This window comes from Pseudomonas sp. F007, from assembly GCF_057814275.1.
Genome location: NZ_JBVATA010000006.1, coordinates 430,518 through 454,241, shown reverse-complemented (window position 1 = coordinate 454,241; position 23,724 = coordinate 430,518). Strand labels below are relative to the sequence as shown.

Sequence of the window (23,724 nt, the reverse complement as noted above, 5' to 3'; positions counted from 1 at the left end):
GCATGAGTAAATTCTGGAGTTCGTTCGTCAAGGACCTGGTGCCGTACGTACCGGGCGAGCAGCCGAAGCTGACCAAACTGGTCAAGCTCAACACCAACGAAAATCCCTACGGCCCGTCGCCCAAAGCCCTGGCGGCGATGCAGGCCGAGCTGAATGACAACCTGCGTCTATACCCGGACCCGAACAGCGACTTGCTCAAACAGGCGGTGGCCAAGTACTACGGCGTGCAGGGCAATCAGGTGTTCCTAGGTAACGGTTCCGACGAAGTCCTGGCGCACATCTTTCACGGCTTGCTGCAGCACGATAAGCCGCTGCTGTTCCCGGATATCAGCTACAGCTTCTACCCGGTGTACTGCGGCTTGTACGGCATCAGCTTCGACGCCGTGGCGTTGAATGAGCAGTTCCAGATCGACCCGGCGGATTACGCCAAGCCCAACGGCGGCATCATCTTCCCCAACCCGAACGCGCCGACCGGCTGCCTGCTGGCCCTCGAGGCGGTGGAGCAGATCCTCAAGGCGAGCCCGGATTCGGTGGTAGTGGTGGATGAAGCCTATATCGACTTCGGTGGTCAGACCGCGATCAGCCTGGTGGATCGTTATCCGAACCTGCTGGTGACCCAGACCCTGTCCAAGTCGCGCTCGTTGGCCGGCTTGCGGGTGGGCCTGGCCGTGGGTCATCCGGACCTGATCGAAGCGCTGGAGCGGATCAAGAACAGCTTCAACTCCTACCCGCTGGATCGCCTGGCGATTGTCGGCGCGGCGGCGGCCTTTGAAGATCGTGAGTACTTCGAGAGCACGTGCCAGCGAGTCATCGACAGTCGCGAACAGGTCATCGCCCAGTTGCAGGACAAAGGCTTCGAAGTGCTGCCATCGGCGGCCAACTTCATCTTCGCCCGTCACCCGCAGCATGACGCTGCCGGCCTGGCGGCCAAGTTGCGGGAGCAGGGGGTGATCGTGCGGCACTTCAAGCAGGCGCGGATTGCCCAGTTCCTGCGTATCTCCATCGGTACGCCGGAGCAGAACCAGGCGCTGATCGACGGTCTGGGTCAGCTCTGACCCCTGTAGGAGCGAGCCTGCTCGCGATGAAGGCAGCGCGGTTCAACAAATAGACCGCGTTATCGTTCATCGCGAGCAGGCTCGCTCCTACAGATGTTTGCCGGGCTTAGTTTTCTTCTTCCTTGGCCATCGGTGCCGGCGGTGGACGCAGGCCGATTTCCGCCGTCAGCTTCAGTTCCTTGCCATTGCGAATAACCACGATGTTGACCTTGTCGGTAGGCTTGATCCGCGCCACCTGGTTCATCGAGCGGCGCCCATCGCCCGCCGGTTCGCCATCGATACTCAGGATCACATCACCCAATTGCAGGCCGGCTTTCTGTGCCGGACCGTCGCGGAAAATCCCCGCCACCACAATCCCCGGACGACCGGACAGGCCGAACGACTCCGCCAGCTCCTGGCTCAGCGGCTGCACCTCAATCCCCAGCCAGCCACGAATCACCTGGCCATGCTCGATGATCGACTTCATCACCTCCATGGCGAGCTTGATCGGGATCGCGAAACCGATGCCCTGGGAGCCACCGGATTTGGAGAAGATCGCCGTGTTGATCCCGGTCAGGTTGCCATTGGCGTCCACCAGCGCGCCACCGGAGTTGCCGGGGTTGATCGCCGCGTCGGTCTGGATGAAGTCTTCGTAGTTGTTCAGGCCCAATTGATTGCGCCCGGTGGCGCTGATGATGCCCATGGTCACGGTCTGGCCGACGCCAAACGGGTTACCGATAGCCAGTGCGACGTCGCCGACGCGGATGCTTTCCGAGCGGCCAACGGTGATTGCTGGCAGGTTCTTCAGGTCGATTTTCAACACCGCAAGGTCGGTTTCCGGGTCGCTGCCGATGACCCGTGCGAGGGTTTCGCGTCCGTCCTTGAGCGCCACCACAATCTGATCAGCACCAGCGGTCACGTGGTTGTTGGTCAGCAGGTAACCTTCCGGGCTCATGATCACGCCCGAACCGAGGCTCGATTCCATGCGTTTCTGCTTGGGCGCGTTGTCGCCGAAGAAGCGCCGGAACTGCGGGTCTTCAAACAGTGGGTGGCTGGTTTTGTTGACCACTTTGGTGGTGTAGAGGTTGACCACTGCCGGTGCGGCGATCACCACCGCATCGGCGTAGGACACCGGACCCTGTTGCGTGAGCGTGGTCTGCGGGGCTTGCTGCAGGTTGACGTCCAGGCTTGGCAGCCCGACCCACTGCGGATAACGCTGGATAATCAGCAACGCAATCAGCACGCCGGCCAACAGCGGCCAGCCAAAAAAACGCAGACCCTTGAGCATTGAACAAATCCTGGGAGGTTACGAGGGGCCCGGGACGGCCCATAATGTCGCGCATTATACGAGGCCGCGCGCGCCTCTGAACGGGATATTTAGGAGTCTTTGATGGCCGTTGCCCTGAGCACCCTGGTAGAAGAAGCGGATCGTTATCTGGGCAGTTCGCGAATTGCCGATTATTGCCCCAATGGCCTGCAGGTCGAGGGCCGGCCGCAGGTCATGCGCATCGTCAGCGGAGTCACCGCCAGCCAGGCCCTGCTCGATGCTGCGGTGGAGGCCAATGCCGACCTGATCCTGGTCCACCACGGTTATTTCTGGAAAGGCGAAAACCCCTGCATCACCGGCATGAAGCAACGCCGGTTGAAGACCTTGCTCAAGCACGACATCAGCCTGCTGGCCTATCACCTGCCGCTGGATCTGCATGCGGACGTCGGCAATAACGTGCAACTGGCCCGGCAACTGGACATTACCGTCGAAGGCCCGTTGGATCCGGATAACCTCAAGGTCGTGGGCCTGGTGGGATCGCTGGCCGAGCCCATGACCGCGCGCGATTTCGCTCGCCACGTGCAGGAAGTGATGGGCCGCGAGCCCCTGCTGATCGAAGGCGAGGCGATGATTCGCCGGGTCGGCTGGTGCACCGGTGGTGGCCAGGGCTACATCGATCAGGCCGTCCAGGCGGGTGTCGATCTGTACCTGAGCGGCGAGGCTTCCGAGCAGACGTTCCACAGCGCCCAGGAAAACGGCATCAGCTTCATCGCTGCCGGCCATCACGCCACCGAGCGTTATGGCGTGCAGGCCCTGGGTGAATATCTGGCGCGTCGGTTTGCCCTGGAGCACATCTTCATCGATTGTCCGAACCCGATTTAAAGCAGGTCCCGGGTGCCCAAACGGGCGGGCATATTCATATACCCTTTCGATCTAGTTGGCGTCCTGATTAGAAGAGGGCGCTGTGCTAGGATTTCCCGCTCGAACACGGCCCGCTGGCCGTTCATAAGAAAGTTTTCGTGAGTAGCCATGGTCGACAAACTGACGCATCTGAAACAGCTGGAGGCGGAAAGCATCCACATCATCCGTGAGGTGGCCGCCGAGTTCGACAACCCGGTGATGCTGTACTCCATCGGTAAAGACTCCGCCGTGATGCTGCATCTCGCGCGCAAGGCATTTTTCCCGGGCAAGCTGCCGTTTCCGGTGATGCACGTCGACACCCAGTGGAAGTTCCAGGAGATGTATCGCTTCCGCGACAAAATGGTCGAAGAACTGGGCCTGGACCTGATCACCCACGTCAACCCGGACGGCGTGGCGCAGGGCATCAACCCCTTCACCCACGGCAGTGCCAAGCACACCGACATCATGAAGACCGAGGGCCTCAAGCAGGCGCTGGACAAGCATGGTTTCGACGCAGCCTTCGGCGGTGCCCGTCGCGATGAAGAAAAATCCCGCGCCAAAGAGCGCGTGTACTCGTTCCGCGACAGCAAGCACCGCTGGGATCCGAAGAATCAGCGTCCGGAGCTGTGGAACGTCTACAACGGCAAGGTCAACAAGGGCGAGTCGATCCGCGTGTTCCCGCTGTCGAACTGGACCGAGTTGGACATCTGGCAGTACATCTATCTCGAAGGCATCCCGATCGTCCCGCTGTACTTCGCCGCCGAGCGTGAAGTCATCGAGAAGAACGGCACCCTGATCATGATCGACGACGAGCGCATCCTCGAACACCTGAGTGATGAAGACAAAGCCCGCATCGTCAAAAAGAAAGTGCGTTTCCGTACCCTTGGTTGCTACCCGTTGACGGGCGCGGTGGAGTCCGAGGCCGAAAGCCTGACGGACATCATTCAGGAAATGCTCCTGACGCGAACTTCCGAGCGCCAGGGCCGTGTCATCGACCACGATGGTGCCGGCTCGATGGAAGACAAAAAACGTCAGGGTTATTTCTAAGGGGTTGTCATGTCGCACGCATCTGATTTGATCAGCGAGGACATCCTCGCCTACCTGGGCCAGCACGAACGTAAAGAGCTGCTGCGCTTTCTGACCTGCGGTAACGTCGATGACGGCAAGAGCACCCTGATCGGGCGCCTGCTGCACGACTCGAAGATGATCTACGAAGATCACCTTGAAGCCATTACCCGCGACTCGAAAAAAGTCGGCACCACCGGCGACGATATCGACCTGGCGCTGCTGGTCGACGGCCTGCAGGCCGAGCGTGAGCAGGGCATCACCATTGATGTCGCGTACCGCTATTTCTCCACCGCCAAACGCAAATTCATCATCGCCGACACCCCTGGCCATGAGCAGTACACCCGAAACATGGCCACCGGTGCGTCCACCTGTGACCTGGCGATCATCCTGGTCGACGCCCGTTACGGCGTGCAGACCCAGACCCGTCGCCACAGCTTCATCGCCTCGTTGCTGGGCATCAAGCACATCGTTGTCGCCATCAACAAGATGGACCTCAAGGGTTTCGACCAGGGCGTGTTCGAGTCGATCAAGGCCGACTACCTGCAGTTCGCCGAAGGCCTGAAGTCGCAGCCGACCAGCATGCACTTCGTGCCGATGTCTGCCCTCAAGGGCGACAACGTGGTGAACAAGTCCGAGCGCTCGCCGTGGTACACCGGTCAGTCGCTGATGGAAATTCTCGAGACCGTGGAAGTGGCGGGCGATCGCAACTTCACCGACCTGCGTTTCCCGGTGCAGTACGTCAACCGTCCGAACCTGAACTTCCGTGGCTTCGCTGGCACCCTGGCCAGCGGTATCGTCAAGAAAGGCGACGAAGTCGTGGTTCTGCCATCGGGCAAGAGCAGCCGCGTGAAATCCATCGTCACCTTCGAGGGTGAACTGGAGCATGCCGGTCCTGGCCAGGCGGTGACCCTGACCATGGAAGACGAGATCGACATCTCCCGTGGCGACCTGTTGGTCCATGCCGACAACGTGCCGCCGGTGACCGACAGTTTCGAAGCCATGCTGGTATGGATGGCTGAAGAGCCGATGCTGCCGGGCAAGAAATACGACATCAAGCGCGCCACCAGCTACGTGCCGGGCTCGATTGCCAGCATCGTCAACAAGGTCGATGTGAATACTCTGGAAGAAGGCCCGGCCAGTGCCTTGCAGTTGAACGAAATCGGCAAGGTCAAGATCGCGCTCGATGCGCCGATTGCCCTCGACGGTTACGACAGCAACCGCACCACCGGCGCGTTCATCATCATTGATCGCCTGACCAATGGCACCGTTGGCGCCGGCATGATCGTCGCCCAGCCACTGGCCCACGGCAACGCGACGCACCACGGCAAGTTGGCCCACGTGGCCACCGAAGAACGTGCCCAGCGCTTCGGCCAGCAACCGGCCACCGTGCTGTTCAGCGGCTTGTCCGGCGCGGGCAAAAGCACCCTGGCCTATGCGGTCGAGCGCAAGCTGTTCGACCTCGGTCGTGCGGTGTTTGTACTGGATGGCCAGAACCTGCGTCACGACCTCAATAAAGGTCTGCCACAGGATCGTGCCGGACGTACCGAGAACTGGCGTCGTGCTGCTCACGTCGCGCGTCAGTTCAACGAAGCTGGCCTGCTGACCCTCGCCGCGTTCGTTGCGCCGAGCGCAGAAGGTCGCGAGCAAGCGCGGGACCTGATCGGCAAGGAGCGGCTGCTGACCGTCTACGTCCAGGCTTCGCCAGCGGTCTGCGCCCAGCGTGACCCACAAGGCCTGTACGCGGCGGCTGGGGATAACATCCCGGGCGAATCCTTCCCGTACGACGTGCCGCTGGATGCCGATCTGGTGATCGACACCCAGTCCGTGTCGCTGGAAGAGGGCGTCAAGCAAGTGCTGGAACTGCTGCGCCAGCGTGGGGCGATCTAAGGCAAGAGCAGCGGCAGGCGTTTAGCTGCAAGCTGCAAGAAAAAGCCCGCTACCGAGTGATCGGTGGCGGGCTTTTTTGTGTCTGGTCGGACCCCATCGCGGGCCCGCTCCCACAAGCTATGTGGTGTACGCGAAACCTGTGGGAGCGAGCCTGCTCGCGATGAGGCCAGGACAGGCACCCGATTACTTTGTCGGATACTCCCGATGCATCTGCTCCAGCAACGCATCCTTGTCCTGCCACAGCTAATTGATCCAACCCTGGAACTGCAGGCGGTACTCGCCGTCCTGGTCGTAGTTCTTGAAACCGACTTCGCCGGCAAGCCAGCTCCTACAGTCTTGAAGGTGATTACAGATTTTGTGAACGACGCGATCCCCGTAGGAGCTGGCTTGCCAGCGAAGAGGGCGGGATATTCAGCGCACTATTTTGCTGGATACTCCCGATGCATCTGCGCCAGCAACGCATCCTTGTCCTGCCACAGCTGGTTGATCCAGCCCTGGAACTGCAGGCGATACTCGCCGTCCTGGTCGTAGTTCTTGCCGATGAACTGCGGTGGGATCTTCAGTTCTTCGAGGTGCACCACCACGTCCTCAACATTGCCGCACAGCAGGTCCCAGAAGCCGGGGCGGCCGGCGGGGTAGTGGATGGTCACGTTGACGATGGACTCCAGTTGCTCGCCCATGGCATCGAGGACAAAGGCGATGCCGCCGGCCTTGGGTTTGAGCAAGTACTTGAACGGCGATTGCTGCTGTTTGTGCTTGCCCTCGGTGAAGCGTGTGCCTTCGACGAAATTGAAAATGCCCACCGGGTTGTTGCGAAACTTCGCACAGGTCTTGCGGGTGGTTTCCAGATCCTTGCCTTTCTTTTCCGGGTGCTTTTCCAGATAAGCCTTGGAATAGCGCTTCATGAACGGAAAGCCCAGGGCCCACCAGGCCAGGCCGATCACGGGGACCCAGATCAGTTCCTGCTTGAGGAAGAACTTCAGCGGCTGGATCCGTCGGTTGAGCACGTATTGCAGCACCAGGATGTCGACCCAGCTTTGATGGTTACTGGTGATCAGGTACGAGTGCTGGTAGTCCAGCCCTTGCAGGCCGCTGACGTGCCAGCGGGTGCGGCGCACCAGGTTCATCCAGCCCTTGTTGAGGCTGATCCAGGCTTCGTGGGTGTGACTCATCAGCCAGCCGGCAATGCGCTGGGTGAACGCGAACGGCAAGGCCTTGACCAGCGCCACGCAGAACAGGAACGAGCACAGCAGGAGGGTGTTGAGTGCCAGCAACAGTGCTGCAATCACGCCGCGGACAGGAGCAGGGAGAAAATCCAGCATTTACACATCCATAGGTCGGTTGGCGGCTTGAATCGCGGTCAGGGCGATGGTGTAGACGATATCGTCGACCTGGGCGCCGCGCGGCAAGTCATTCACCGGTTTGCGCAGGCCTTGCAGCATCGGGCCGAGGCTGACGCAGTCGGCGCTGCGCTGCACGGCCTTGTGAGTGGTGTTGCCGGTGTTCAGGTCGGGGAAGATGAATACCGTGGCACGTCCGGCCACCTGACTGTTGGGCGCCAGTTGCCGGGCCACGTCGGCATTGGCGGCGGCGTCGTACTGCAACGGGCCGTCGATCAGCAGGGTGCGTTGCGCCTCATGGGCCAGCAGCGTCGCTTCGCGGACCTTCTCGACTTCCTCGCCACTGGCGGAATCACCGCTGGAATAGCTGAGCATCGCCACCCGCGGGCTGATGCCGAACGCGGCGGCGGAGTCGGCGCTTTGCAGGGCAATCTCCGCCAGTTCGCTGGCGCTCGGGTGCGGGTTCATGATGCAGTCGCCGTAGACCAGTACTTCTTCCGGAAACAGCATGAAGAACACCGACGACACCAGGGTGCAGCCGGGTGCAGTCTTGATCAGTTGCAGCGCCGGGCGAATGGTATTGGCGGTGGAGTGGATGACCCCCGAGACCAGGCCGTCGACCTCATCCAGCGCCAGCATCATGGTGCCGATCACCACCGGATCTTCAAGCTGCTGTTCGGCCATCGGGGCGTTGAGGCTCTTGGTTTTGCGCAGGGCCACCATCGGCTCGACATAGCGTTCGCGGATCAGGTCCGGGTCAAGAATTTCCAGTCCCGGTGGCAGCTCGATGCCTTGGGCGCGCGCCACCGCCTCGACGTCGGCCGGCTTGGCCAGCAACACGCAGCGGGCAATGCCACGGGCCTGGCAGATCGCCGCCGCTTGCACGGTCAGCGGTTCGCTGCCTTCGGGCAGGACGATGCGCTTGTTCGCCGCCTGGGCGCGCTGGATCAATTGATAACGGAACACCGCTGGCGACAGGCGCATCTCCCGCGGCGTGCCACAGCGCTGGTGCAGCCAGTTGGCGTCGAGGTGACTGGCGACGAAATCGGTGATGATTTCCGCCCGTTCTCGGTCGTCGATCGGGATTTCCTTGTTCAGGCCGTTCAACTGGTTGGCGGTGTCGTAGGAACCCGTGCTCACCGACAACACCGGCAAACCGGCCTGCAGGGCGCCGCGGCACAGCTCCATGATGCGTGGGTCGGGCAGGGTGTCGCTGGTCAGCAACAGGCCGGCCAGTGGCACGCCATTGAGTGCAGCGAGGCTGACAGCGAGGATGATGTCGTCGCGATCGCCCGGGGTCACCACCAGCACGCCGGGCTTGAGCAGCTCCACGGTGTTGCGCATGGTGCGTGCGCAAATGATGATCTTGGTCATGCGCCGGGTTTCGAAGTCGCCGGCGTTGAGCACCTGGGCGCCCATCAGATCGGCTACGTCGCGGGTGCGCGGGGCATTCAGTTCGGGCTGGAACGGGATGCAGCCGAGCAGGCGGAAATCCCCACTGCGCAACAGGGGCGAGTGTTCTTTCAGGCGTGCGGCGAAGGCCTCCATGCTTTCATCGGTCTTCACCTTGTTGAGGATCACGCCGAGGACTTTCGGGTCTTTCGGCCCGCCGAACAGTTGCGCCTGCAACTCGACCCGGCCAGACAACTCGGTGAGCACTTCGTTTTCCGGCGCCGAGACCAGGATCACCTCGGCATCCAGGCTTTTTGCCAGGTGCAGGTTGACTCGTGCGGCGTAGCTGGCGCTGCGGGTCGGCACCATGCCTTCGACGATCAGCACGTCCTTGCCGATCGCGGCTTGCTGGTACAGGGTGACGATTTCTTCCAGTAGCTCATCGAGTTGGCCGTCGCCGAGCATCCGCTCGACGTGCGCCAGGCCCAGGGGTTGCGGCGGCTTCAGGCCGTGGGTGCGGGCCACCAGTTCAGTGGAGCGTTCCGGGCCGGTGTCGCCGGGGTGCGGCTGGGCAATCGGTTTGAAGAAGCCGACCTTGAGGCCGGCTCGTTCGAGGGTGCGCACCAGTCCGAGGCTGATGGAGGTCAGGCCCACGCCAAAGTCGGTGGGTGCAATAAAAAAAGTTTGCATGCGAATTCTCTGGGGGTGCATGGCAAGGTCTCGGCCCAAGCCTGGCCGACGACCGCAATTTCAGACGCCAAGGTTAGCGCTAACCGAGCCTTGAGCGCACCAACCGCACGCGAAGGACTGGCCAATTTTTTCCTGGCGTTGCAGTGGGTCTTCGACCCAGGCCCGGGATTGCCAGGGCGGCTGGTGGCGCAGGTGTTGGGTATGGCCGCAGGACAGCTCGGCCACCCAGTGGCCTTCCTCGTCCTGATGGAAACCGGTGATCGTCGATAGGGTCGACGCGGGCCGTTGGTCCGGGTTCCGTTCGCTTTCGGGCGATTGCTTCGCTAAACTTGCCCATTCTTCATTCTTTTGCAAAAGGTCTCGCCCCATGCTGATCGCCGCCAATAAGGCTGTCTCTATCGACTATACCCTGACCAACGACGCTGGTGAGGTCATCGACAGCTCCGCCGGCGGCGCACCGCTGGTCTACCTGCAAGGCGCAGGCAACATCATTCCAGGCCTGGAAAAAGCCCTGGAAGGCAAAGCTGTCGGCGACGAGCTGAAAGTCTCCGTTGAGCCTGAAGACGCTTACGGCGAGTACGCTGCCGAACTGGTCAGCACCCTGAGCCGCAGCATGTTCGAAGGCGTCGACGAACTGGAAGTGGGCATGCAGTTCCACGCTTCCGCGCCGGACGGCCAGATGCAAATCGTCACCATCCGTGACCTGGACGGCGACGACGTCACCGTTGACGGCAACCACCCACTGGCTGGCCAGCGCCTGACTTTCGAAGTCAAGATCGTGGCTATCCGTGATGCCAGTCAGGAAGAAGTCGCTCATGGTCACGTCCATGGCGAAGGTGGTCACCACCACTGATTTCTGCGCTAAGCTCAGATATCTGGAGAGGCGCCCGAGTGGCGCCTTTTTAGTCGGCGACGTTCAGCGGACGCCGAAAGCGGGTACGCCAAGGGCTTTTCGAGAAAAACACGGGATATCTGGAGTTTGCCATGAGTGCTTTTCACGACCTTACATTGAAAACCCTGGACGGTGCGGCATTGCCGCTGGCGCCTTTCAAAGGCCACGTCGTACTAGTGGTCAACGTGGCCTCCAAGTGTGGTCTGACCCCACAGTACGCCGCCCTGGAAAACCTCTATCAGCAATACAAGGGGCAAGGCTTCAGTGTCCTCGGTTTGCCGTGCAACCAGTTTGCCGGGCAGGAACCGGGTACCGAGAGCGAGATCCAGAGTTTCTGCAGCCTCAACTACGGCGTGAGCTTCCCGTTGTCCAGCAAGCTGGAAGTCAACGGTCACGATCGTCATCAGTTGTACCGTTTGTTGGCTGGTGAAGGCGCGGAGTTTCCGGGTGACATCACCTGGAACTTCGAAAAATTCCTGCTGGGCAAGGACGGTCGCGTGCTGGCTCGCTTTTCACCGCGCACTCCACCGGACGATCCGGCGGTGGTGCAGGCTATCGAGAAGGCGCTTAGCTGATCGGCCTTTGCTGGAGCCGGGATCCCGGCCCAGCATGTTCTCCCTTCGTTTTAAACCTTAATCATTCAAATCAATAGTGCTACCCAAAGCATTCCTTGCTCCATATTATGCTCGTCATAAACCTCGCGTCCCTGTGGAGTGCCGCATGCCTGTTCAAGCCTTGTTCAAACCTTTCCACCTCGCCAACCTCGAGCTGCCAACCCGTGTGGTCATGGCGCCGATGACCCGTTCCTTTTCCCCCGGTGGTGTGCCGAATTCGAAAGTGATCGAGTATTACCGTCGTCGTGCTGCCGCCGGCGTAGGTTTGATCATTACCGAAGGCACCACGGTGGGTCACAAGGCGGCCAATGGTTACCCGAACGTACCGCAGTTCTACGGCGATGCGGCCCTGGCTGGCTGGAAGAAGGTAGTGGACGCGGTGCATGCCGAAGGCGGCAAGATCGTTCCGCAACTCTGGCACGTCGGCAGTGTGCGGCGCACCGGCACCGAGCCGGATGCCAGCGTTCCGGGCTATGGCCCATCGGAAAAGCTCAAGGACGGCCAGGTCGTGGTCCACGGCATGACCCACCAGGACATCCAGGACGTCATCGCGGCGTTCGCCCAGGCCGCCAAAGACGCGCAGAGCATCGGCATGGACGGCGTGGAAATCCACGGTGCCCATGGTTACCTGATCGACCAGTTTTTCTGGGACCACAGCAACCAGCGCACTGACGAGTACGGCGGCAGCCTGGCCAACCGCTCGCGCTTTGCCATCGAGCTGATCCAGGCGGTGCGAGCGGCGGTGGGCGAAGGTTTCCCGATCATTTTCCGTTTCTCGCAATGGAAACAGCAGGACTACAGCGCGCGCCTGGTGCAGACGTCCGAGGCACTGGGTGAATTCCTCAAGCCGCTATCCGACGCCGGCGTGGACATTTTCCACTGCTCGACACGGCGTTTCTGGGAGCCGGAATTCGAAGGTTCCGACCTCAACCTCGCTGGCTGGACTCGCGTACTGACCGGCAAACCGACCATCACTGTGGGCAGCGTCGGTCTGGACGGCGAGTTCCTGCAGTTCATGGTCAATACCGACAAAGTTGCGCAACCGGCCAGCCTGGAAAATCTGCTGGAGCGCCTGAACAAGGACGAGTTCGATCTGGTGGCGGTCGGGCGTGCGCTGCTGGTCGACCCGGACTGGGCGCAGAAAGTCCGTGACGGACGCGAAGGCGAGATCCTGCCGTTCAGTCGCGAAGCGTTGATGACGCTGGTGTAAGCGGCGCTTCAATGACCGCTGGCGCGGGGCCCTGACAGACTCCGCGCAACTGCCCCTCAAACTGCTCGATGATCGCCGCCCAGCCCTGGCGACTGGCGTGCTGGCGGGCATTGAGGCGGATGCAGCGCAGGGTTTCCGCTTGCTCCAGCATCCAACTGGCGGCGTCGCAAAAAGCTTCTTCATCCCCCGGCATGGCCAGCACCCCGTTGTAGCCATGGCGGATGTGCTGCGCGGCGGCGGCCTGATCGTAGGCCACCACGCCCAGGCCCGAGGCCAGCGCCTCAAGCACCACATTGCCAAAGGTCTCGGTCAGGCTCGGGAACACGAACACGTCCCCCGAGGCATAGTGGCAAGCCAGCGCTTCGCCACGCTGCGATCCGCAGAAAATCGCCTCCGGCAGCTCCTTCTCCAGCGCCGCGCGTTGCGGACCATCACCGACCACGATCAACTTCATCTGCCGCTGTGGATGACTCGCGCGCAGGTACTCGTAACAGCGTTTGAGCAACGCCAGGTTCTTCTCCGGTGCCAGCCTGCCGACGTGGATCACCGCGATATCGTCAGGGCCCAGGCCCCAGCTGTCCCGCAGCGACGCCAGCCGTTTCGCCGGATGGAACAACTGACTGTCGACGCCTCGGGACAGCAGCGCCAGGCGCTCGAAATGCCGCCGCTCCAACTCCAGTTGCTGGCTCGCGCTGGGCACCAGTGTCACGGCCGAGCGATTGTGGAACCAGCGCAAGTAGTGGGTCAGCAGGCGGGTCAGCAGGCCCAGACCATACTGGCTGGAGTACTGCTGGAAGTTGGTGTGAAAGCCGCTGACCACGGCTATTCCCAGACGTCGTGCGGCGCGCAACGCGGACAGGCCCAATGGCCCTTCGGTGGCGATATACAGCACATCCGGGCGATGACGTTTCCAGCGCCGCAGCAGCTTGTGCATCGACGCCTGGCCCCATTGCAACCCGGGGTAGCCGGGCAGTGGCCAACCTCGGCACAGCAACACGGCATCGTCGCTGGTCGCCTGCTGGTCGCAAGCCTGGCGCGGACGCACCAGTTCCACCTGATGCCCTCGCGCGCGCAGGCCATCACACAGGCGGCCCAACGTGTTGGCCACGCCGTTGATTTCCGGTGGAAAGGTCTCGGTGATGAGGGTGATGTGCAGGGCTGTCGTCATGACCTCAGTGTCGGCTGGGGCCATGTCGTCAATGTGGCAGTGTGATGACGAATATATGACAGGCTTAGCGCGGGTTCGCGACCAGATTCTCCGCCCCACGCTCACGGACCCAGAACAGCGTCGCCCCGGCGACTGCGGCCGGCATCATCAGGATGTTCACCAACGGAATCAGCAGCACCAGGTACACGCTGCCGCCGAAGCTCATGCTCTGCCAGCGCTTCTCGCGCAGCCAGGCGAGCATCTCGTTCCAGCCCAGTTTGTGGTTGTCCGCCGGGTAGTCGATGTACTGGATCGCCATCATCCACACGCCGAAGATCAGCCACAACGGCGCCGCGATCAGGTTGACCACCGGAATGAACGAGAGGATGAACAGCGCCAGCGCCCGGGGCAGGAAGTACCCCAGTTTGCGCATCTCGCGCGCCAGGGTGCGCGGAACCATGGCCACCAGCTCGCCCCAGCTGAAGGCCGGGAAGTCGTCGGTGCCACGCACCACCACTTCGACCTTTTCCGCGAGGAAGCCGTTGAAGGGTGCGGCGATGATGTTGGCGAGCATGGTGAAGGTGAAGAACACCATCAGCAGCACCAGCACCACGAACAGTGGCCACAGCACATAGCTGAGGAAGCTCAGCCAGTCGGGCAGGGACGGCATCAGCGTATCGACCCACAGGCTGAACTGATGGCCGGCCAGGTAGATCAATCCGACGAACAGCAACAGGTTGATGGCCAGCGGCAATAGCACGAACAAACGCAGGCCGGGACTCAGGACCAGCTTCAGGCCTTCGCGCAGGTATTGCGGGCCGGACAGAACAGGGGCGGGCATAAGGTGCTCCGAGCAATGGGAAAACGCGCCGACCTTACCGGCTTTGCCCAACAGGCGAAAGCACGGCAGCGGGATCGACATTAACTGTAACAAAGGCGCCGATAATTCGGCCTCTCGCGCATAGAGACCGCCTATGAGCTGGATTGTTAAACCGTATTTCCTTAATCTTCGCCTCCTCGATACGCTGCACCCATTATTTTTCAGGGCTGTCCCACTACAGCGCTTCCCCAAGTGCTGGCACGGTCCTTTTTTATTCCAGCCGGCAATCCGGCATTCCGCGCCAGCGAACAGCGGCCGGTCGATAGGAGTGAGTCATGTCTGATGTACGTCATTCGCGTGTGATTATTCTCGGTTCCGGCCCTGCCGGTTACAGCGCTGCGGTCTATGCCGCCCGCGCCAACCTCAAGCCGCTGCTGATCACCGGCATGCAGGCTGGCGGTCAACTGACGACCACCACCGAAGTCGACAACTGGCCGGGTGACGTTCATGGCCTGACCGGTCCGGCGCTGATGGAGCGGATGAAAGAGCACGCCGAGCGCTTCGAGACTGAAATCGTCTTCGACCACATCAACGCCGTCGACTTCGCGGCCAAGCCGTACACCCTGACTGGCGACAGCGGCACCTACACCTGCGACGCACTGATCATCGCCACCGGCGCCAGCGCGCGTTACCTGGGCCTGCCGTCGGAAGAGACCTTCATGGGCAAGGGCGTTTCCGCCTGCGCTACCTGCGATGGTTTCTTCTATCGCAACAAGCCAGTGGCCGTGGTCGGTGGTGGCAACACCGCCGTGGAAGAGGCGCTCTACCTGGCCAACATCGCCAGCACCGTGACCCTGGTTCACCGCCGCGAAACCTTCCGCGCCGAGAAGATCCTGATCGACAAGCTCAACGCTCGTGTGGCTGAAGGCAAGATCATCCTCAAGCTCAACGCCAATCTGGACGAAGTGCTGGGCGACAACATGGGGGTGACCGGTGCGCGCCTGAAGAACAACGATGGCAGCTTCGACGAGCTGAAAGTCGACGGCGTGTTCATCGCCATCGGCCACACCCCGAACACTTCGCTGTTCGAAGGCCAGCTGACCCTGAAGGACGGCTACCTGGTTGTGCAGGGCGGCCGTGATGGCAACGCTACTGCCACCAGCATCGAAGGTATCTTTGCTGCCGGTGACGTGGCTGACCACGTCTACCGTCAGGCCATCACCTCGGCCGGCGCTGGCTGCATGGCGGCACTGGATGCCGAGCGTTACCTGGACAACCTGAAGAACGCTTGATTCTGAGGGAATGAAAAAACCGGCCAAGGCCGGTTTTTTCTTGCCCGCGATTCAGGGCTCAGCGGCGAGTCAGCGGCTGGGTGGCGAACTTCACCCCGGCCAGGCCGTGGGTGATCAGCGCGCGGATGTTGCCGTGGTCGGTGCCTTCTGGCGTGGCCAGTACCGAGCGGTAGTGCTCGCCGAACGCCAGCAGCGCTTCTTCATCGCTCAAGCCTTCGAGCAGGGCCAGGCCCAGGGTCTTGCACGAACCTTCGTTCTGGCCGGCGGCGTTTTCCACACCGCCATTGTTGAAGGCTTGTGGCTGGTAGTCATAGCCCGCCGCGATAAACGCCAGGGTGTCGGCAAATAGATGTTCGCCGCTCTTGAGGCTGGTGCGCAGGGTGTTCAGGTCAGTCATGGGTTTTTCCTTTGGCGAACGCCGCCTGTTGTTCGGCGCTGGCTTCTTGCTGGTATTGGGCTTTCCACTCGGCGTACGGCATGCCGTAGACGACTTCGCGGGCGTCATCGAGGCTGACCTCGATCTGGCGCTCGTCTGCCGCGGCCTTGTACCACTTGGACAGGCAGTTGCGGCAGAAGCCGGAGAGGTTCATCAGGTCGATGTTCTGTACATCCTTGCGGCTGTCCAGGTGGGCGACCAGCCGGCGAAAGGCGGCGGCTTCGAGTTCCAGTTGTTCTTGCGGGGTCATGAGGTCTCTCTGAGACAGCGGCAAGCTTCAAGGTTGAAGCTGCAAGTTGGAGTGCGGTGGCTTCTAGCTTAAAGCTTGCAACTTGTGGCTCCAAGCCTAGCGGCTCGCCGCCAGCGTAATCGATACCGACTCGGCAAAGCGCAGGGCGTGAGGTTTGTCGACTTCGACCTCGGCGTACAGCACGCTCTGGTTGGCCATCACCAGGTCCAGCAGTTCCTGGGTCATGCGCTCGAGCAGGGCGAAGCGATTGCCCTCCACGTAGGCGATGATTGCCTTGGTGATGGTGCGATAGTTCAGCGCGTGGTCGATATCGTTGTCACGCACCGCTTCCTGGGCGGAGTAGAGGATGGTCAGGTTGATCAGCACATCCTGCTTGTTGAGGATTTCATCCTCATTGATGCCAATGAAGGTCCGCAGGCTCAGGTCCTTGACCCGGATCCGGGCCATTCCCGGTTGAAGTTGTGGCATTGCTACTTGCTCCGTCCAATCAATTGCAGGAACTCCTGGCGGGTGTTGCTCGAGTCGCGAAAGGCGCCGAGCATCACCGAGGTGTTCATGGTCGAATTCTGTTTCTCGACGCCGCGCATCATCATGCACATGTGCCGGGCCTCGATCACCACGGCCACACCGGCGGCGTCGGTCACACCTTGCACGGCATCGGCGATCTGCCGGGTGAGGTTTTCCTGGATCTGCAGCCGTCGGGCGAACATGTCGACGATCCTGGCGATCTTCGACAGGCCCAGTACCTTGCCAGTAGGAATATAAGCCACATGGGCCTTGCCGATGAAGGGCAGCAGGTGATGTTCGCAGAGTGAGTAGAGCTCGATGTTGTCGACGATCACCATCTCATCGTTGTCAGACGCGAACAACGCCCCGTTGACGATCTCCTCGACGCTTTGCCCATAACCGTGACACAGGTACTGCATGGCCTTGGCCGCGCGCACCGGGGTATCGAGCAGGCCCTCGCGCTCGGGATCTTCACCGAGGCCGACGAGAATCTCGCGGTATTGCTGGGGCAGGCTCAAGCTCATGATGTTTCCTCGCGGGGACGGCTTACTTGACGTGCCGTCCGCCGTTGACGGTCAGGGTGGTGCCTGTGACGTAGGGGTTGTCCAGCAGATAGCGCAGGCTCTGATAGACGACTTCGCTGCCGGGCTCGAAGCCCAGCGCCGACTTGGCCAGGGCCTTGGTGCGATAGGCCGCGTCGTCGTCAGCATTGAACAGTAGCAGGGCCGGGGCGATGCCGTTGACCTTGATGGTCGGCGCGTAGCGGGCGGCGAACGACAGGGTCAGGCTGTCCAGTCCGGCTTTGCTCGCGCAATAGGCAATGTGCTTGCTGCTGCCCTTGCGGGTGACGTCATCGCTGATGTGCACGATATCGGCGGGGCTCGAGCGTTCCAGCAGTGCGGCGCAATGCAGGTTGATCAAGTAGGGCGCGAGCATGTGCACGTTGACCATCTGTGCGAAGGCGGCCATCTCGTTGTCGGGCGTTTCCGCAATCCACGCCGAAGCATTATGCACAATGGCCCGCAGGCATGGGGTGTGGCGCTTGAGCTGATCGATGAAGGCGAGAATCCCGGCTTCGCTGGAAAAGTCCGCATACAGCGCGGTGGCACCCTGTTCGCGCAAGACCTGCACGCCCGGGCGCTCGCTACGATAGCTGATGATCACCGGATAACCATCCTCCAGCAGGCGCTGCGCGCAATGCAGGCCGACGCGCTGGCTGGCACCGGTGATCAGGATCGGGGCTGGGGAGGAGGGCATGGACGGCTCGTTTCGCGGGTATGGCAAAACTATACCAGCGCCGCGAGCCGGATACCTCAACGGGTCGGGTCAGTTGTTCTGCGGCGAAGCCTCGGCGGGCAACGCGCGCGCCGGCGTACTGTTCAGCCAGCCGGCCAGCAGGTGGGTCGACAGCGGGATGAACAAATAAACCATCAAGGGCGTCAGGGCCAGGGTGCTGATAAACACTCGCGCCAGCATGTCCAGTTCACCGAGCAGCGGGCCCAGGACAAAGTTGAACAGCAGCGACACCGGAAAGAACGCCAGCCAGATCGCCACCGCTTGCTTCCAGCGCGGCGGGCGTTGACCGGCCGCGCCGAACCAACCGTCGATGCCACTGACCCGATGTTCCGAGGGATGGGCGAACAAGTCGCTGCCGCGCCCCAGCCAGGCCGTGCGCGAAGCGGAGTGCTCCCAGGCGTGCAGGGTCTGTTCGTCGGCAAAGCGGAAGATGATCTGGAATTCGTCATCGCCGGGCGGCGGCGCGAGCACGCCGGAGCCCAGATAACCGGGAAAGTCAGTGGCCAATTGTTCGCCTTCGCGCAGCCAGGCGATCAGGTCTTGATAGCGACCGCTGGCAACGCGGCGGGCCACCATCAGGGTGACAGGTGAGGTAGACATTATGTATCTCCGTAGGACTCGTACGCAGCTCCGGGTAGGAGGCGTACACAACACAGCGCCGGGGTAGTGGGCTTGTGTTGCAAACAAGCAAGGGTCGGACCCGATCGTGTAGAGTTCGACAGATCTATTGGTCCAGCACTGCTCTACTTGTATAGACAGTGGGGTTGGGAGTATAGAGTACGATTGAACTGACACGGATGGTCCCGCAGCAATGGTCGTCACTTCTGACCTTTCTCATTCTTTGCAGACGAACACGTCCAACAGCGCGGAACAGATGTTCCCGATTCGAGAGGTCGCGCGGCTCACGGGCGTGAACCCGGTGACCCTGCGTGCCTGGGAACGGCGCTACGGCTTGATCCAGCCGACGCGCACCGAAAGTGGGCATCGGCTCTATTCTGTGAGCGATATCGAGGCAATTCGCAGCATCCTCGGCTGGATCGGCCGCGGCGTGCCGGTCAGCAAGGTCGGCAAGATCCTCGCGCGGTCCAAGGTCACCCAGGCCTTGTCGAATATCATTCCCGACGAATTGGTCCGGGCGGATTACGCCCAGTGGCAGGGGCAGATTCGCGCCGCGCTGGTCAATTATGATGACCTGGAGCTGGCGCGGATCTACGGCCAGGTGTTCTCCACTTATTCAGTGCCGGTGGTGTTCCAGGACATTTTCATGCCGGTATGGACGCTGGCACTGCAGCAAAAAGAGCTATTTGGTCGGACCAGCGAGTGGGTGATGCTCGACGCGTTCCTGCGGACCCGGGTCACGCAGCGTTTGATGATGGCGCGGGGATCGCAGCCGGCACAGGTGGCAGTGGTCGCGATCGACGGGCATTGTCATGAGCTGGAGCTGCTGCTGGCCGGGTTGTTCCTGAGCGGAGCAGATACCGGTACCAGGGTCCTGGCCCTGGGCAAACCATTCGAAGAGCTGACGCTGATTTGTGAAAAAATCCGCCCGCAGGCATTGGTACTGGTTTCCAACCGTGCGCCGGCGAGCGACTTCACGCGTCGCCTGAACCGTCTGGCGATGAGCGTGGATTGCCGCCTGTTGTTGGCGGGGACTGCATCGGATCTGGCGCGGGACAGCCTGGCCGGCTCCTCGATCGGTTGCCTGGGCAATGACGGCCTGGAAATGCGGCAGCGTCTGCAGCAGTTTCTCGGCGGAACGCTGGATACCTGAGACTCAAAGGTGCAGGGCGGGGTGGCTCAGGCGGTGCTGCTGGAGAATGTACTGGCGTAACCGTTCGGTTTCGCCGCTGTTGCCCTGATTCAGCCGATAGGCATAAAAGCCCTGCTCGTTCTGCCGCTCGAAAGTCCCGCGCAGGGCAATGCGCTCATACCCCGATGGGCTGAACCACAGCGAGAAACCTTTCGGTGGCTTGGTGCGATTGCGCACCTCCAACAAAACCCCCTTGAACGAAATCTCGTGGACCCACAGTGCTCCCGGCTGGCCTTTGGCATTTTCCAACGCGACCGGCTCCTCAAGCGCCAGGCGCCAGGGGCGGACCATCGGCCCACCTTCGTAGATGCTGGGCACACCCAGGCGCAAATGCAGCGCATGAAATTCGTCTTCCTCCAGGTGCAGGGGGAAGGTGATCTGCTGGTTTTCGAACTGCGCCTGGATCGTCACCTGCTCATTGGCTGCGAGACGCGTGAGCAGGTCGCGGATTTGCGAACCACCATTGACCAGCAGGCTCGACGTGGCATCACGCACGTTGAGCTGCGGGTTGTGTTGCATGGTCCGGATGAAATCCAGCTCATCCTGGGTCAGGAGGGCGTCGCGCTGCATGGCTAGCTCGAAGGATATAGTTACAAAGTTATTGGTGATTGTAGTGAGTGACCATTAATTCGCTAACTGGTTCTGACCGCTGGTCGCTTTCAGTGCCGCCAGCTCGGCCTGAACCTCGGCCAATTGTGCTTCCAATTGGGCGACTCGCTGCTGGGCTTTGACCTGCACCGTCACATCTTTCTGGACGCCGACAAAGTAAGTCTGACCGTCGTTCTCGTTTATTACCGTGGAAAGCGACAGCTCATTCCAGAACGGGGTGCCGTCCTTGCGGTAGTTGCGCAGGATCTCACGGCACGAGCCATTGCTCCTCAGGGTTTCTCGAACGGATTCAAGTGCCGCCTGGTCGCGGTCTCCTGACTGCAGGAAACGACAGTCCTGATAAAGAATCTCTTCCGAGCTGTAACCCGTGAGCTTCTCGAAAGCCGGGTTGACGTAGATCAGGATGGCGTCTTCTTTCCCCTCCCTTTCAGCAATCACAATCCCGTCATTCGAAGCGTTGATCACCATTTGCATCAATTGCGCATTGATCATCGGAGCATCCATTCAACGTTGAGAAGTGCGCTTGATTTTAAGGCATGGTTGGCGGCTGTCCACTTGCCATCAGGGCCAATTGAGACTCAATCGCAGTTTTTTCTCGCCAACTGGTAAGATCGCCGGTCTTTGACTCAGCTTCAGGATCAGATTGATGAAAGTCGCCATCCTTTCCGGCTCGGTGTACGGCACGGCAGAAGAAGTCGCCCGTCACGCGCGCACGTTACTCAATGCGGCAGGTTTCAATGCCTGGCACCACCCGCGGGCGACTCTCGCCGAAGTGCTCGAGTTCGCTCCCGAGGCATTGCTTGCCGTGACCTCGACCACGGGCATGGGCGAATTGCCGGACAACCTGCAGCCTCTGTATTCGACACTGCATGACCAACTGCCGGGCGCATTGCGCGGCTTGCCTGGCGCTGTGATCGGCCTGGGCGATGCCAGCTACGGCGACACCTTCTGCGGCGGCGGCGAACAGATGCGTGAACTGTTCGGCGAATTGGGCGTGCGCGAAGTGCTGCCGATGTTGCGCCTGGATGCCAGCGAAAGCGTGACCCCCGAAAGCGATGCCGAGCCGTGGCTCAACGAGCTGATCACGGCATTGCGCGGCTGACCGGCTGCTCGCGCAGCAGTGCCAGCCAGGCCTGGGCGGCTTTCGACAGATAGGCGCCCTGGCGCCAGATAAAGGCAATGTCCCAACGCAGATACTCGGGAGCGTGCAAGGCCAGGCGCACCACGCCCGGCCGCACCAACCCGCGCGCAACCACCCTGGGCAACAGCACCACGCCTTGCCCGGCCGCCACCAGCGCCACAAGAAAGTCCGCCTGGCCGCTGCGCCCGCCCTCCCTGGGCGTAAAGCCGACCTGCTGGCAAGCCTGGAGCAGGCGTTCGTTGAGGACGAAGCTGCGCTGATAGAGCAGGAAGGGCGTCTCGGCCAACTCTTCCAGGCGCACGCTGCTGTTGCCGGCCAAGGGATGGTCGGTGGCCAGCAATGCATCCAGCGGTTCATCGCAGAAGGGCTGCCAGGCGAATTGCGGGTCCTTGGGCTGCAGGCCACCGCCCAGTTCCAGCTCACCACTGAGCACCGCCTGCTCGATATTCAGGCTGCCACCCTCAAGCAACTGCACGCTGATGTTCGGGTAGCGCCGGCGGTACTCGGCGAACAGTCCGGCAAATAGCGCATCACTGCCCAATAGCGGCAGCCCGAGGCGCAGTTCACCGCGTTTGAGCTCACTCAAGTCATCCAGCTCGCTGAGCAATTCATTGCGCAGGCGCAGCATGTCTTCGGCGCGTTGCAGGACGACGCTGCCGGCGGCAGTCAGTTGAACGTGCGAACCCTGACGCTGCAACAGTGGCGTGCCCAGGCTGTGTTCCAGTTGGGCCACCTGCTTGCTGACGGCCGATTGGCTGATGTGCAGGGTCTTGGCGGCTTGGGTGAACCCACCTTGGTGAATCACCTCGACGAAGCTGCGCAGCTGTTTGAATTCCATGGGTGTAATTCCAGTTTGGAATGGGTTTGAGTCTAACAATTCGCTTCGGCGATGACAGCTGGCTCTTTAAAATGGCCACCTGTGAGGAGCGCAAAAATGAACCCTGATACTGTGAAAAAATTTATTCGGCTGCTGGCAGAGCTGGCGGTGTTGCTGGCGATCTATCTGCTCGGCTGTCAGTTGGCGAGCTGGCTGGACTGGCCGATTCCCGGTGGGGTGATGGGTCTGGCCGTGTTGCTGCTGGCCTTCGCCCTGGGTTGGGTCAAACCGGCCACGCTGAACATGGGCGCCGGCTTCCTGCTGGCCGAGATGCTGTTGTTCTTTATCCCGGCGCTGATGAGCCTGCTCGACTACGGCGGCCTGCTGCGTGACGAAGGCTGGCGGATCCTGCTGGTGATCGGGGTCAGCACCCTGGTGGTGATGCTGGTCACGGCCTTTACCGTGGAGCTGGTGTGTCGCTGGAGCCTGCGTCATGAAACTTGAGTGGATGTCGCTGTTCTGGCTGCTGTTTACCCTGGCAGCCTACGTGTTCAGTCGCTGGCTGTATAAACGCAGCGGACGCTACCTGCTGTCGCCGTTGATCCTGGTCCCCGCCATCCTGCTGCTCACGGCCATACCACTGCACGCGACCTACAGCGAATACGCGAAAAATACCCATTGGCTGATGGCGGTGCTGGGCCCGGTCACCGTGGCCTTCGCAGTGCCGATCTGGCAACAGCGGCAGATGCTGATCCGTCACTGGCCGGCGTTGCTGTTGGGGATGCTGGCGGGCAGCGCCGCGTCGATGGGCAGCTCGTTTGCCCTGGCGCGGGCGTTGGCGCTGGACAGCTCGGTGACGATGTCGCTGCTGCCACGCTCGATCACCACGCCCTTCGCCATGCCCCTGGCCCACGACCTCGGTGGCGTGCCGGAGCTGACGGCGGTATTCGTGATGTTTACCGGGGTGTTCGGCGCCATGCTCGGCGGCATCCTGCTCAAGTGGTTGCCACTGCGCAGTGCCTTGGCGCGCGGCGCGTTGTTCGGCGTCGGGGCCCACGGTGCCGGTGTCAGTCGCGCCCACGAAGTGGGCGGCGAAGAAGGCTCGGTGGCGGGCCTGGTGATGGTCCTGACCGGCTTGCTCAACCTGTTCGCGGCGCCTCTTCTGACCCATTGGTTGTGACCCACTTCACGTCATATGGCAGTTGTCAGCTAACTGACTCGATGGGTCAGTAAGCTGGCTGCCAATGCAACTACCCTAATCAAGACTCCTGACTAGACTGCGTTCACTGCCAGAAAATAATAAGA

At 61.4% G+C, this 23,724-nt stretch carries 27 protein-coding genes and 1 pseudogene; 12 read left to right on the top strand and 16 right to left on the bottom strand.

Going from position 1 to position 23,724, the window contains the following annotated elements; genetic code table 11:
- The first annotated feature begins 2 nt into the window (after positions 1-2).
- Positions 3-1,055 carry a histidinol-phosphate transaminase gene (hisC, locus tag ACZYR5_RS17520; RefSeq protein ID WP_489090346.1) on the top strand — a complete coding sequence of 351 codons (1,053 nt, stop codon included), beginning with the start codon at positions 3-5 and terminating at the stop codon, positions 1,053-1,055.
- Between the two features lie 106 nt (positions 1,056-1,161).
- Here the strand turns inward: hisC and algW are convergent, their stop codons facing one another.
- Complete coding sequence (gene algW, locus ACZYR5_RS17515) at positions 1,162-2,322, bottom strand: Do family serine endopeptidase AlgW (protein ID WP_489090345.1); 1,161 nt, start codon at positions 2,320-2,322, stop codon at positions 1,162-1,164.
- A gap of 102 nt (positions 2,323-2,424) precedes the next feature.
- Here algW and ACZYR5_RS17510 point away from each other — a divergent pair, with 102 nt between their 5' ends.
- The 3 genes from ACZYR5_RS17510 (at position 2,425) to cysN (ending at position 6,156) form a co-directional block, all read left to right on the top strand.
- Positions 2,425-3,183, top strand: a complete 759-nt coding sequence (locus tag ACZYR5_RS17510; protein WP_489090344.1) for a Nif3-like dinuclear metal center hexameric protein — start codon at positions 2,425-2,427, stop codon at positions 3,181-3,183.
- A 147-nt stretch (positions 3,184-3,330) separates the two neighbouring features.
- Positions 3,331-4,248, top strand: a complete 918-nt coding sequence (gene cysD, locus ACZYR5_RS17505; protein ID WP_027618542.1) for a sulfate adenylyltransferase subunit CysD — start codon at positions 3,331-3,333, stop codon at positions 4,246-4,248.
- Between the two features lie 9 nt (positions 4,249-4,257).
- Positions 4,258-6,156 carry a sulfate adenylyltransferase subunit CysN gene (gene cysN, locus ACZYR5_RS17500; RefSeq protein WP_489090343.1) on the top strand — a complete coding sequence of 633 codons (1,899 nt, stop codon included), beginning with the start codon at positions 4,258-4,260 and terminating at the stop codon, positions 6,154-6,156.
- 183 nt (positions 6,157-6,339) lie between these two features.
- Here cysN and ACZYR5_RS17495 read toward each other — a convergent pair.
- The 4 genes and pseudogenes from ACZYR5_RS17495 to ACZYR5_RS17480 form a co-directional block, all read right to left on the bottom strand.
- A pseudogene (locus tag ACZYR5_RS17495) lies at positions 6,340-6,456 on the bottom strand (acyltransferase); the annotation flags it as partial.
- 119 nt (positions 6,457-6,575) lie between these two features.
- On the bottom strand, positions 6,576-7,478 hold the full coding sequence (gene yihG / locus ACZYR5_RS17490) for a 1-acylglycerol-3-phosphate O-acyltransferase, YihG family (protein ID WP_489090342.1): 903 nt from the start codon (positions 7,476-7,478) through the stop codon (positions 6,576-6,578).
- Entirely contained in the window at positions 7,479-9,578 is a 2,100-nt protein-coding gene (pta, locus tag ACZYR5_RS17485; protein ID WP_489090341.1) for a phosphate acetyltransferase, read from the bottom strand.
- Positions 9,579-9,638: 60 nt separating this feature from the next.
- The gene (locus tag ACZYR5_RS17480) at positions 9,639-9,947 is read right to left on the bottom strand and encodes a DUF3565 domain-containing protein (protein WP_489090393.1); all 309 of its coding nucleotides are present in this window, start codon (positions 9,945-9,947) and stop codon (positions 9,639-9,641) included.
- Here ACZYR5_RS17480 and ACZYR5_RS17475 point away from each other — a divergent pair.
- The 3 genes from ACZYR5_RS17475 (at position 9,946) to ACZYR5_RS17465 (ending at position 12,294) form a co-directional block, all read left to right on the top strand.
- Positions 9,946-10,431: an FKBP-type peptidyl-prolyl cis-trans isomerase gene (locus tag ACZYR5_RS17475; RefSeq protein WP_027618547.1), complete on the top strand. Its 486-nt coding sequence runs from the start codon at positions 9,946-9,948 to the stop codon at positions 10,429-10,431. The two genes, ACZYR5_RS17480 and ACZYR5_RS17475, sit on opposite strands and share 2 nt — an antisense overlap.
- 131 nt (positions 10,432-10,562) lie before the next feature.
- Complete coding sequence (locus ACZYR5_RS17470; protein ID WP_489090340.1) at positions 10,563-11,045, top strand: glutathione peroxidase; 483 nt, start codon at positions 10,563-10,565, stop codon at positions 11,043-11,045.
- Positions 11,046-11,190: 145 nt separating this feature from the next.
- Positions 11,191-12,294, top strand: coding sequence for an NADH:flavin oxidoreductase (locus tag ACZYR5_RS17465; protein WP_489090339.1), 1,104 nt, complete (start codon positions 11,191-11,193; stop codon positions 12,292-12,294).
- Here ACZYR5_RS17465 and ACZYR5_RS17460 read toward each other — a convergent pair.
- Both ACZYR5_RS17460 and cysZ read right to left on the bottom strand, forming a co-directional pair.
- A complete protein-coding gene (locus ACZYR5_RS17460) occupies positions 12,263-13,486 on the bottom strand; it encodes a glycosyltransferase family 4 protein (protein ID WP_489090338.1) in 1,224 nt (407 codons plus the stop codon). The genes ACZYR5_RS17465 and ACZYR5_RS17460 overlap by 32 nt on opposite strands.
- Before the next feature lie 40 nt (positions 13,487-13,526).
- Positions 13,527-14,282: a sulfate transporter CysZ gene (gene cysZ / locus ACZYR5_RS17455; RefSeq protein ID WP_489090337.1), complete on the bottom strand. Its 756-nt coding sequence runs from the start codon at positions 14,280-14,282 to the stop codon at positions 13,527-13,529.
- A gap of 314 nt (positions 14,283-14,596) precedes the next feature.
- Here cysZ and trxB point away from each other — a divergent pair, with 314 nt between their 5' ends.
- On the top strand, positions 14,597-15,553 hold the full coding sequence (gene trxB / locus ACZYR5_RS17450) for a thioredoxin-disulfide reductase (RefSeq protein ID WP_489090336.1): 957 nt from the start codon (positions 14,597-14,599) through the stop codon (positions 15,551-15,553).
- A 58-nt stretch (positions 15,554-15,611) separates the two neighbouring features.
- Here trxB and ACZYR5_RS17445 read toward each other — a convergent pair whose 3' ends face one another.
- The 6 genes from ACZYR5_RS17445 to ACZYR5_RS17420 form a co-directional block, all read right to left on the bottom strand.
- Positions 15,612-15,950 carry a HopJ type III effector protein gene (locus ACZYR5_RS17445; protein WP_489090335.1) on the bottom strand — a complete coding sequence of 113 codons (339 nt, stop codon included), beginning with the start codon at positions 15,948-15,950 and terminating at the stop codon, positions 15,612-15,614.
- On the bottom strand, positions 15,943-16,239 hold the full coding sequence (locus ACZYR5_RS17440; RefSeq protein ID WP_027618554.1) for a DUF1244 domain-containing protein: 297 nt from the start codon (positions 16,237-16,239) through the stop codon (positions 15,943-15,945). Before ACZYR5_RS17440 ends, ACZYR5_RS17445 begins: the two co-directional genes overlap by 8 nt.
- A 96-nt stretch (positions 16,240-16,335) precedes the next feature.
- Positions 16,336-16,707, bottom strand: coding sequence for a dihydroneopterin triphosphate 2'-epimerase (gene folX / locus ACZYR5_RS17435; RefSeq protein ID WP_489090334.1), 372 nt, complete (start codon positions 16,705-16,707; stop codon positions 16,336-16,338).
- Positions 16,708-16,709: 2 nt separating this feature from the next.
- Positions 16,710-17,270, bottom strand: a complete 561-nt coding sequence (gene folE, locus ACZYR5_RS17430) for a GTP cyclohydrolase I FolE (RefSeq protein WP_489090333.1) — start codon at positions 17,268-17,270, stop codon at positions 16,710-16,712.
- A gap of 22 nt (positions 17,271-17,292) precedes the next feature.
- Positions 17,293-18,003, bottom strand: coding sequence for a dihydromonapterin reductase (gene folM, locus ACZYR5_RS17425; protein ID WP_489090332.1), 711 nt, complete (start codon positions 18,001-18,003; stop codon positions 17,293-17,295).
- A gap of 69 nt (positions 18,004-18,072) precedes the next feature.
- Positions 18,073-18,642 carry an antibiotic biosynthesis monooxygenase gene (locus tag ACZYR5_RS17420; RefSeq protein ID WP_489090331.1) on the bottom strand — a complete coding sequence of 190 codons (570 nt, stop codon included), beginning with the start codon at positions 18,640-18,642 and terminating at the stop codon, positions 18,073-18,075.
- 211 nt (positions 18,643-18,853) lie between these two features.
- Here ACZYR5_RS17420 and ACZYR5_RS17415 point away from each other — a divergent pair, with 211 nt between their 5' ends.
- A complete protein-coding gene (locus ACZYR5_RS17415; RefSeq protein WP_489090330.1) occupies positions 18,854-19,813 on the top strand; it encodes a MerR family transcriptional regulator in 960 nt (319 codons plus the stop codon).
- A gap of 3 nt (positions 19,814-19,816) precedes the next feature.
- On the opposite strand, the gene ACZYR5_RS17410 is transcribed toward ACZYR5_RS17415, so the two are convergent.
- Positions 19,817-20,422, bottom strand: coding sequence for a hypothetical protein (locus tag ACZYR5_RS17410; protein WP_489090329.1), 606 nt, complete (start codon positions 20,420-20,422; stop codon positions 19,817-19,819).
- Between the two features lie 54 nt (positions 20,423-20,476).
- The gene (locus ACZYR5_RS17405) at positions 20,477-20,953 is read right to left on the bottom strand and encodes a PAS domain-containing protein (protein ID WP_489090328.1); all 477 of its coding nucleotides are present in this window, start codon (positions 20,951-20,953) and stop codon (positions 20,477-20,479) included.
- A 154-nt stretch (positions 20,954-21,107) separates the two neighbouring features.
- On the opposite strand from ACZYR5_RS17405, the gene ACZYR5_RS17400 reads away from it, so the two are divergent.
- A complete protein-coding gene (locus ACZYR5_RS17400) occupies positions 21,108-21,563 on the top strand; it encodes a flavodoxin (protein ID WP_489090327.1) in 456 nt (151 codons plus the stop codon).
- Here ACZYR5_RS17400 and ACZYR5_RS17395 read toward each other — a convergent pair.
- Positions 21,544-22,440: a LysR family transcriptional regulator gene (locus ACZYR5_RS17395; protein ID WP_489090326.1), complete on the bottom strand. Its 897-nt coding sequence runs from the start codon at positions 22,438-22,440 to the stop codon at positions 21,544-21,546. The genes ACZYR5_RS17400 and ACZYR5_RS17395 overlap by 20 nt on opposite strands.
- A gap of 96 nt (positions 22,441-22,536) precedes the next feature.
- Between ACZYR5_RS17395 and ACZYR5_RS17390 the strand changes: the two genes are divergently transcribed.
- Both ACZYR5_RS17390 and ACZYR5_RS17385 read left to right on the top strand, forming a co-directional pair.
- Positions 22,537-22,923 carry a CidA/LrgA family protein gene (locus ACZYR5_RS17390; protein WP_489090325.1) on the top strand — a complete coding sequence of 129 codons (387 nt, stop codon included), beginning with the start codon at positions 22,537-22,539 and terminating at the stop codon, positions 22,921-22,923.
- Complete coding sequence (locus tag ACZYR5_RS17385) at positions 22,913-23,599, top strand: LrgB family protein (protein WP_489090324.1); 687 nt, start codon at positions 22,913-22,915, stop codon at positions 23,597-23,599. Before ACZYR5_RS17390 ends, ACZYR5_RS17385 begins: the two co-directional genes overlap by 11 nt.
- Positions 23,600-23,724: the final 125 nt, after the last annotated feature.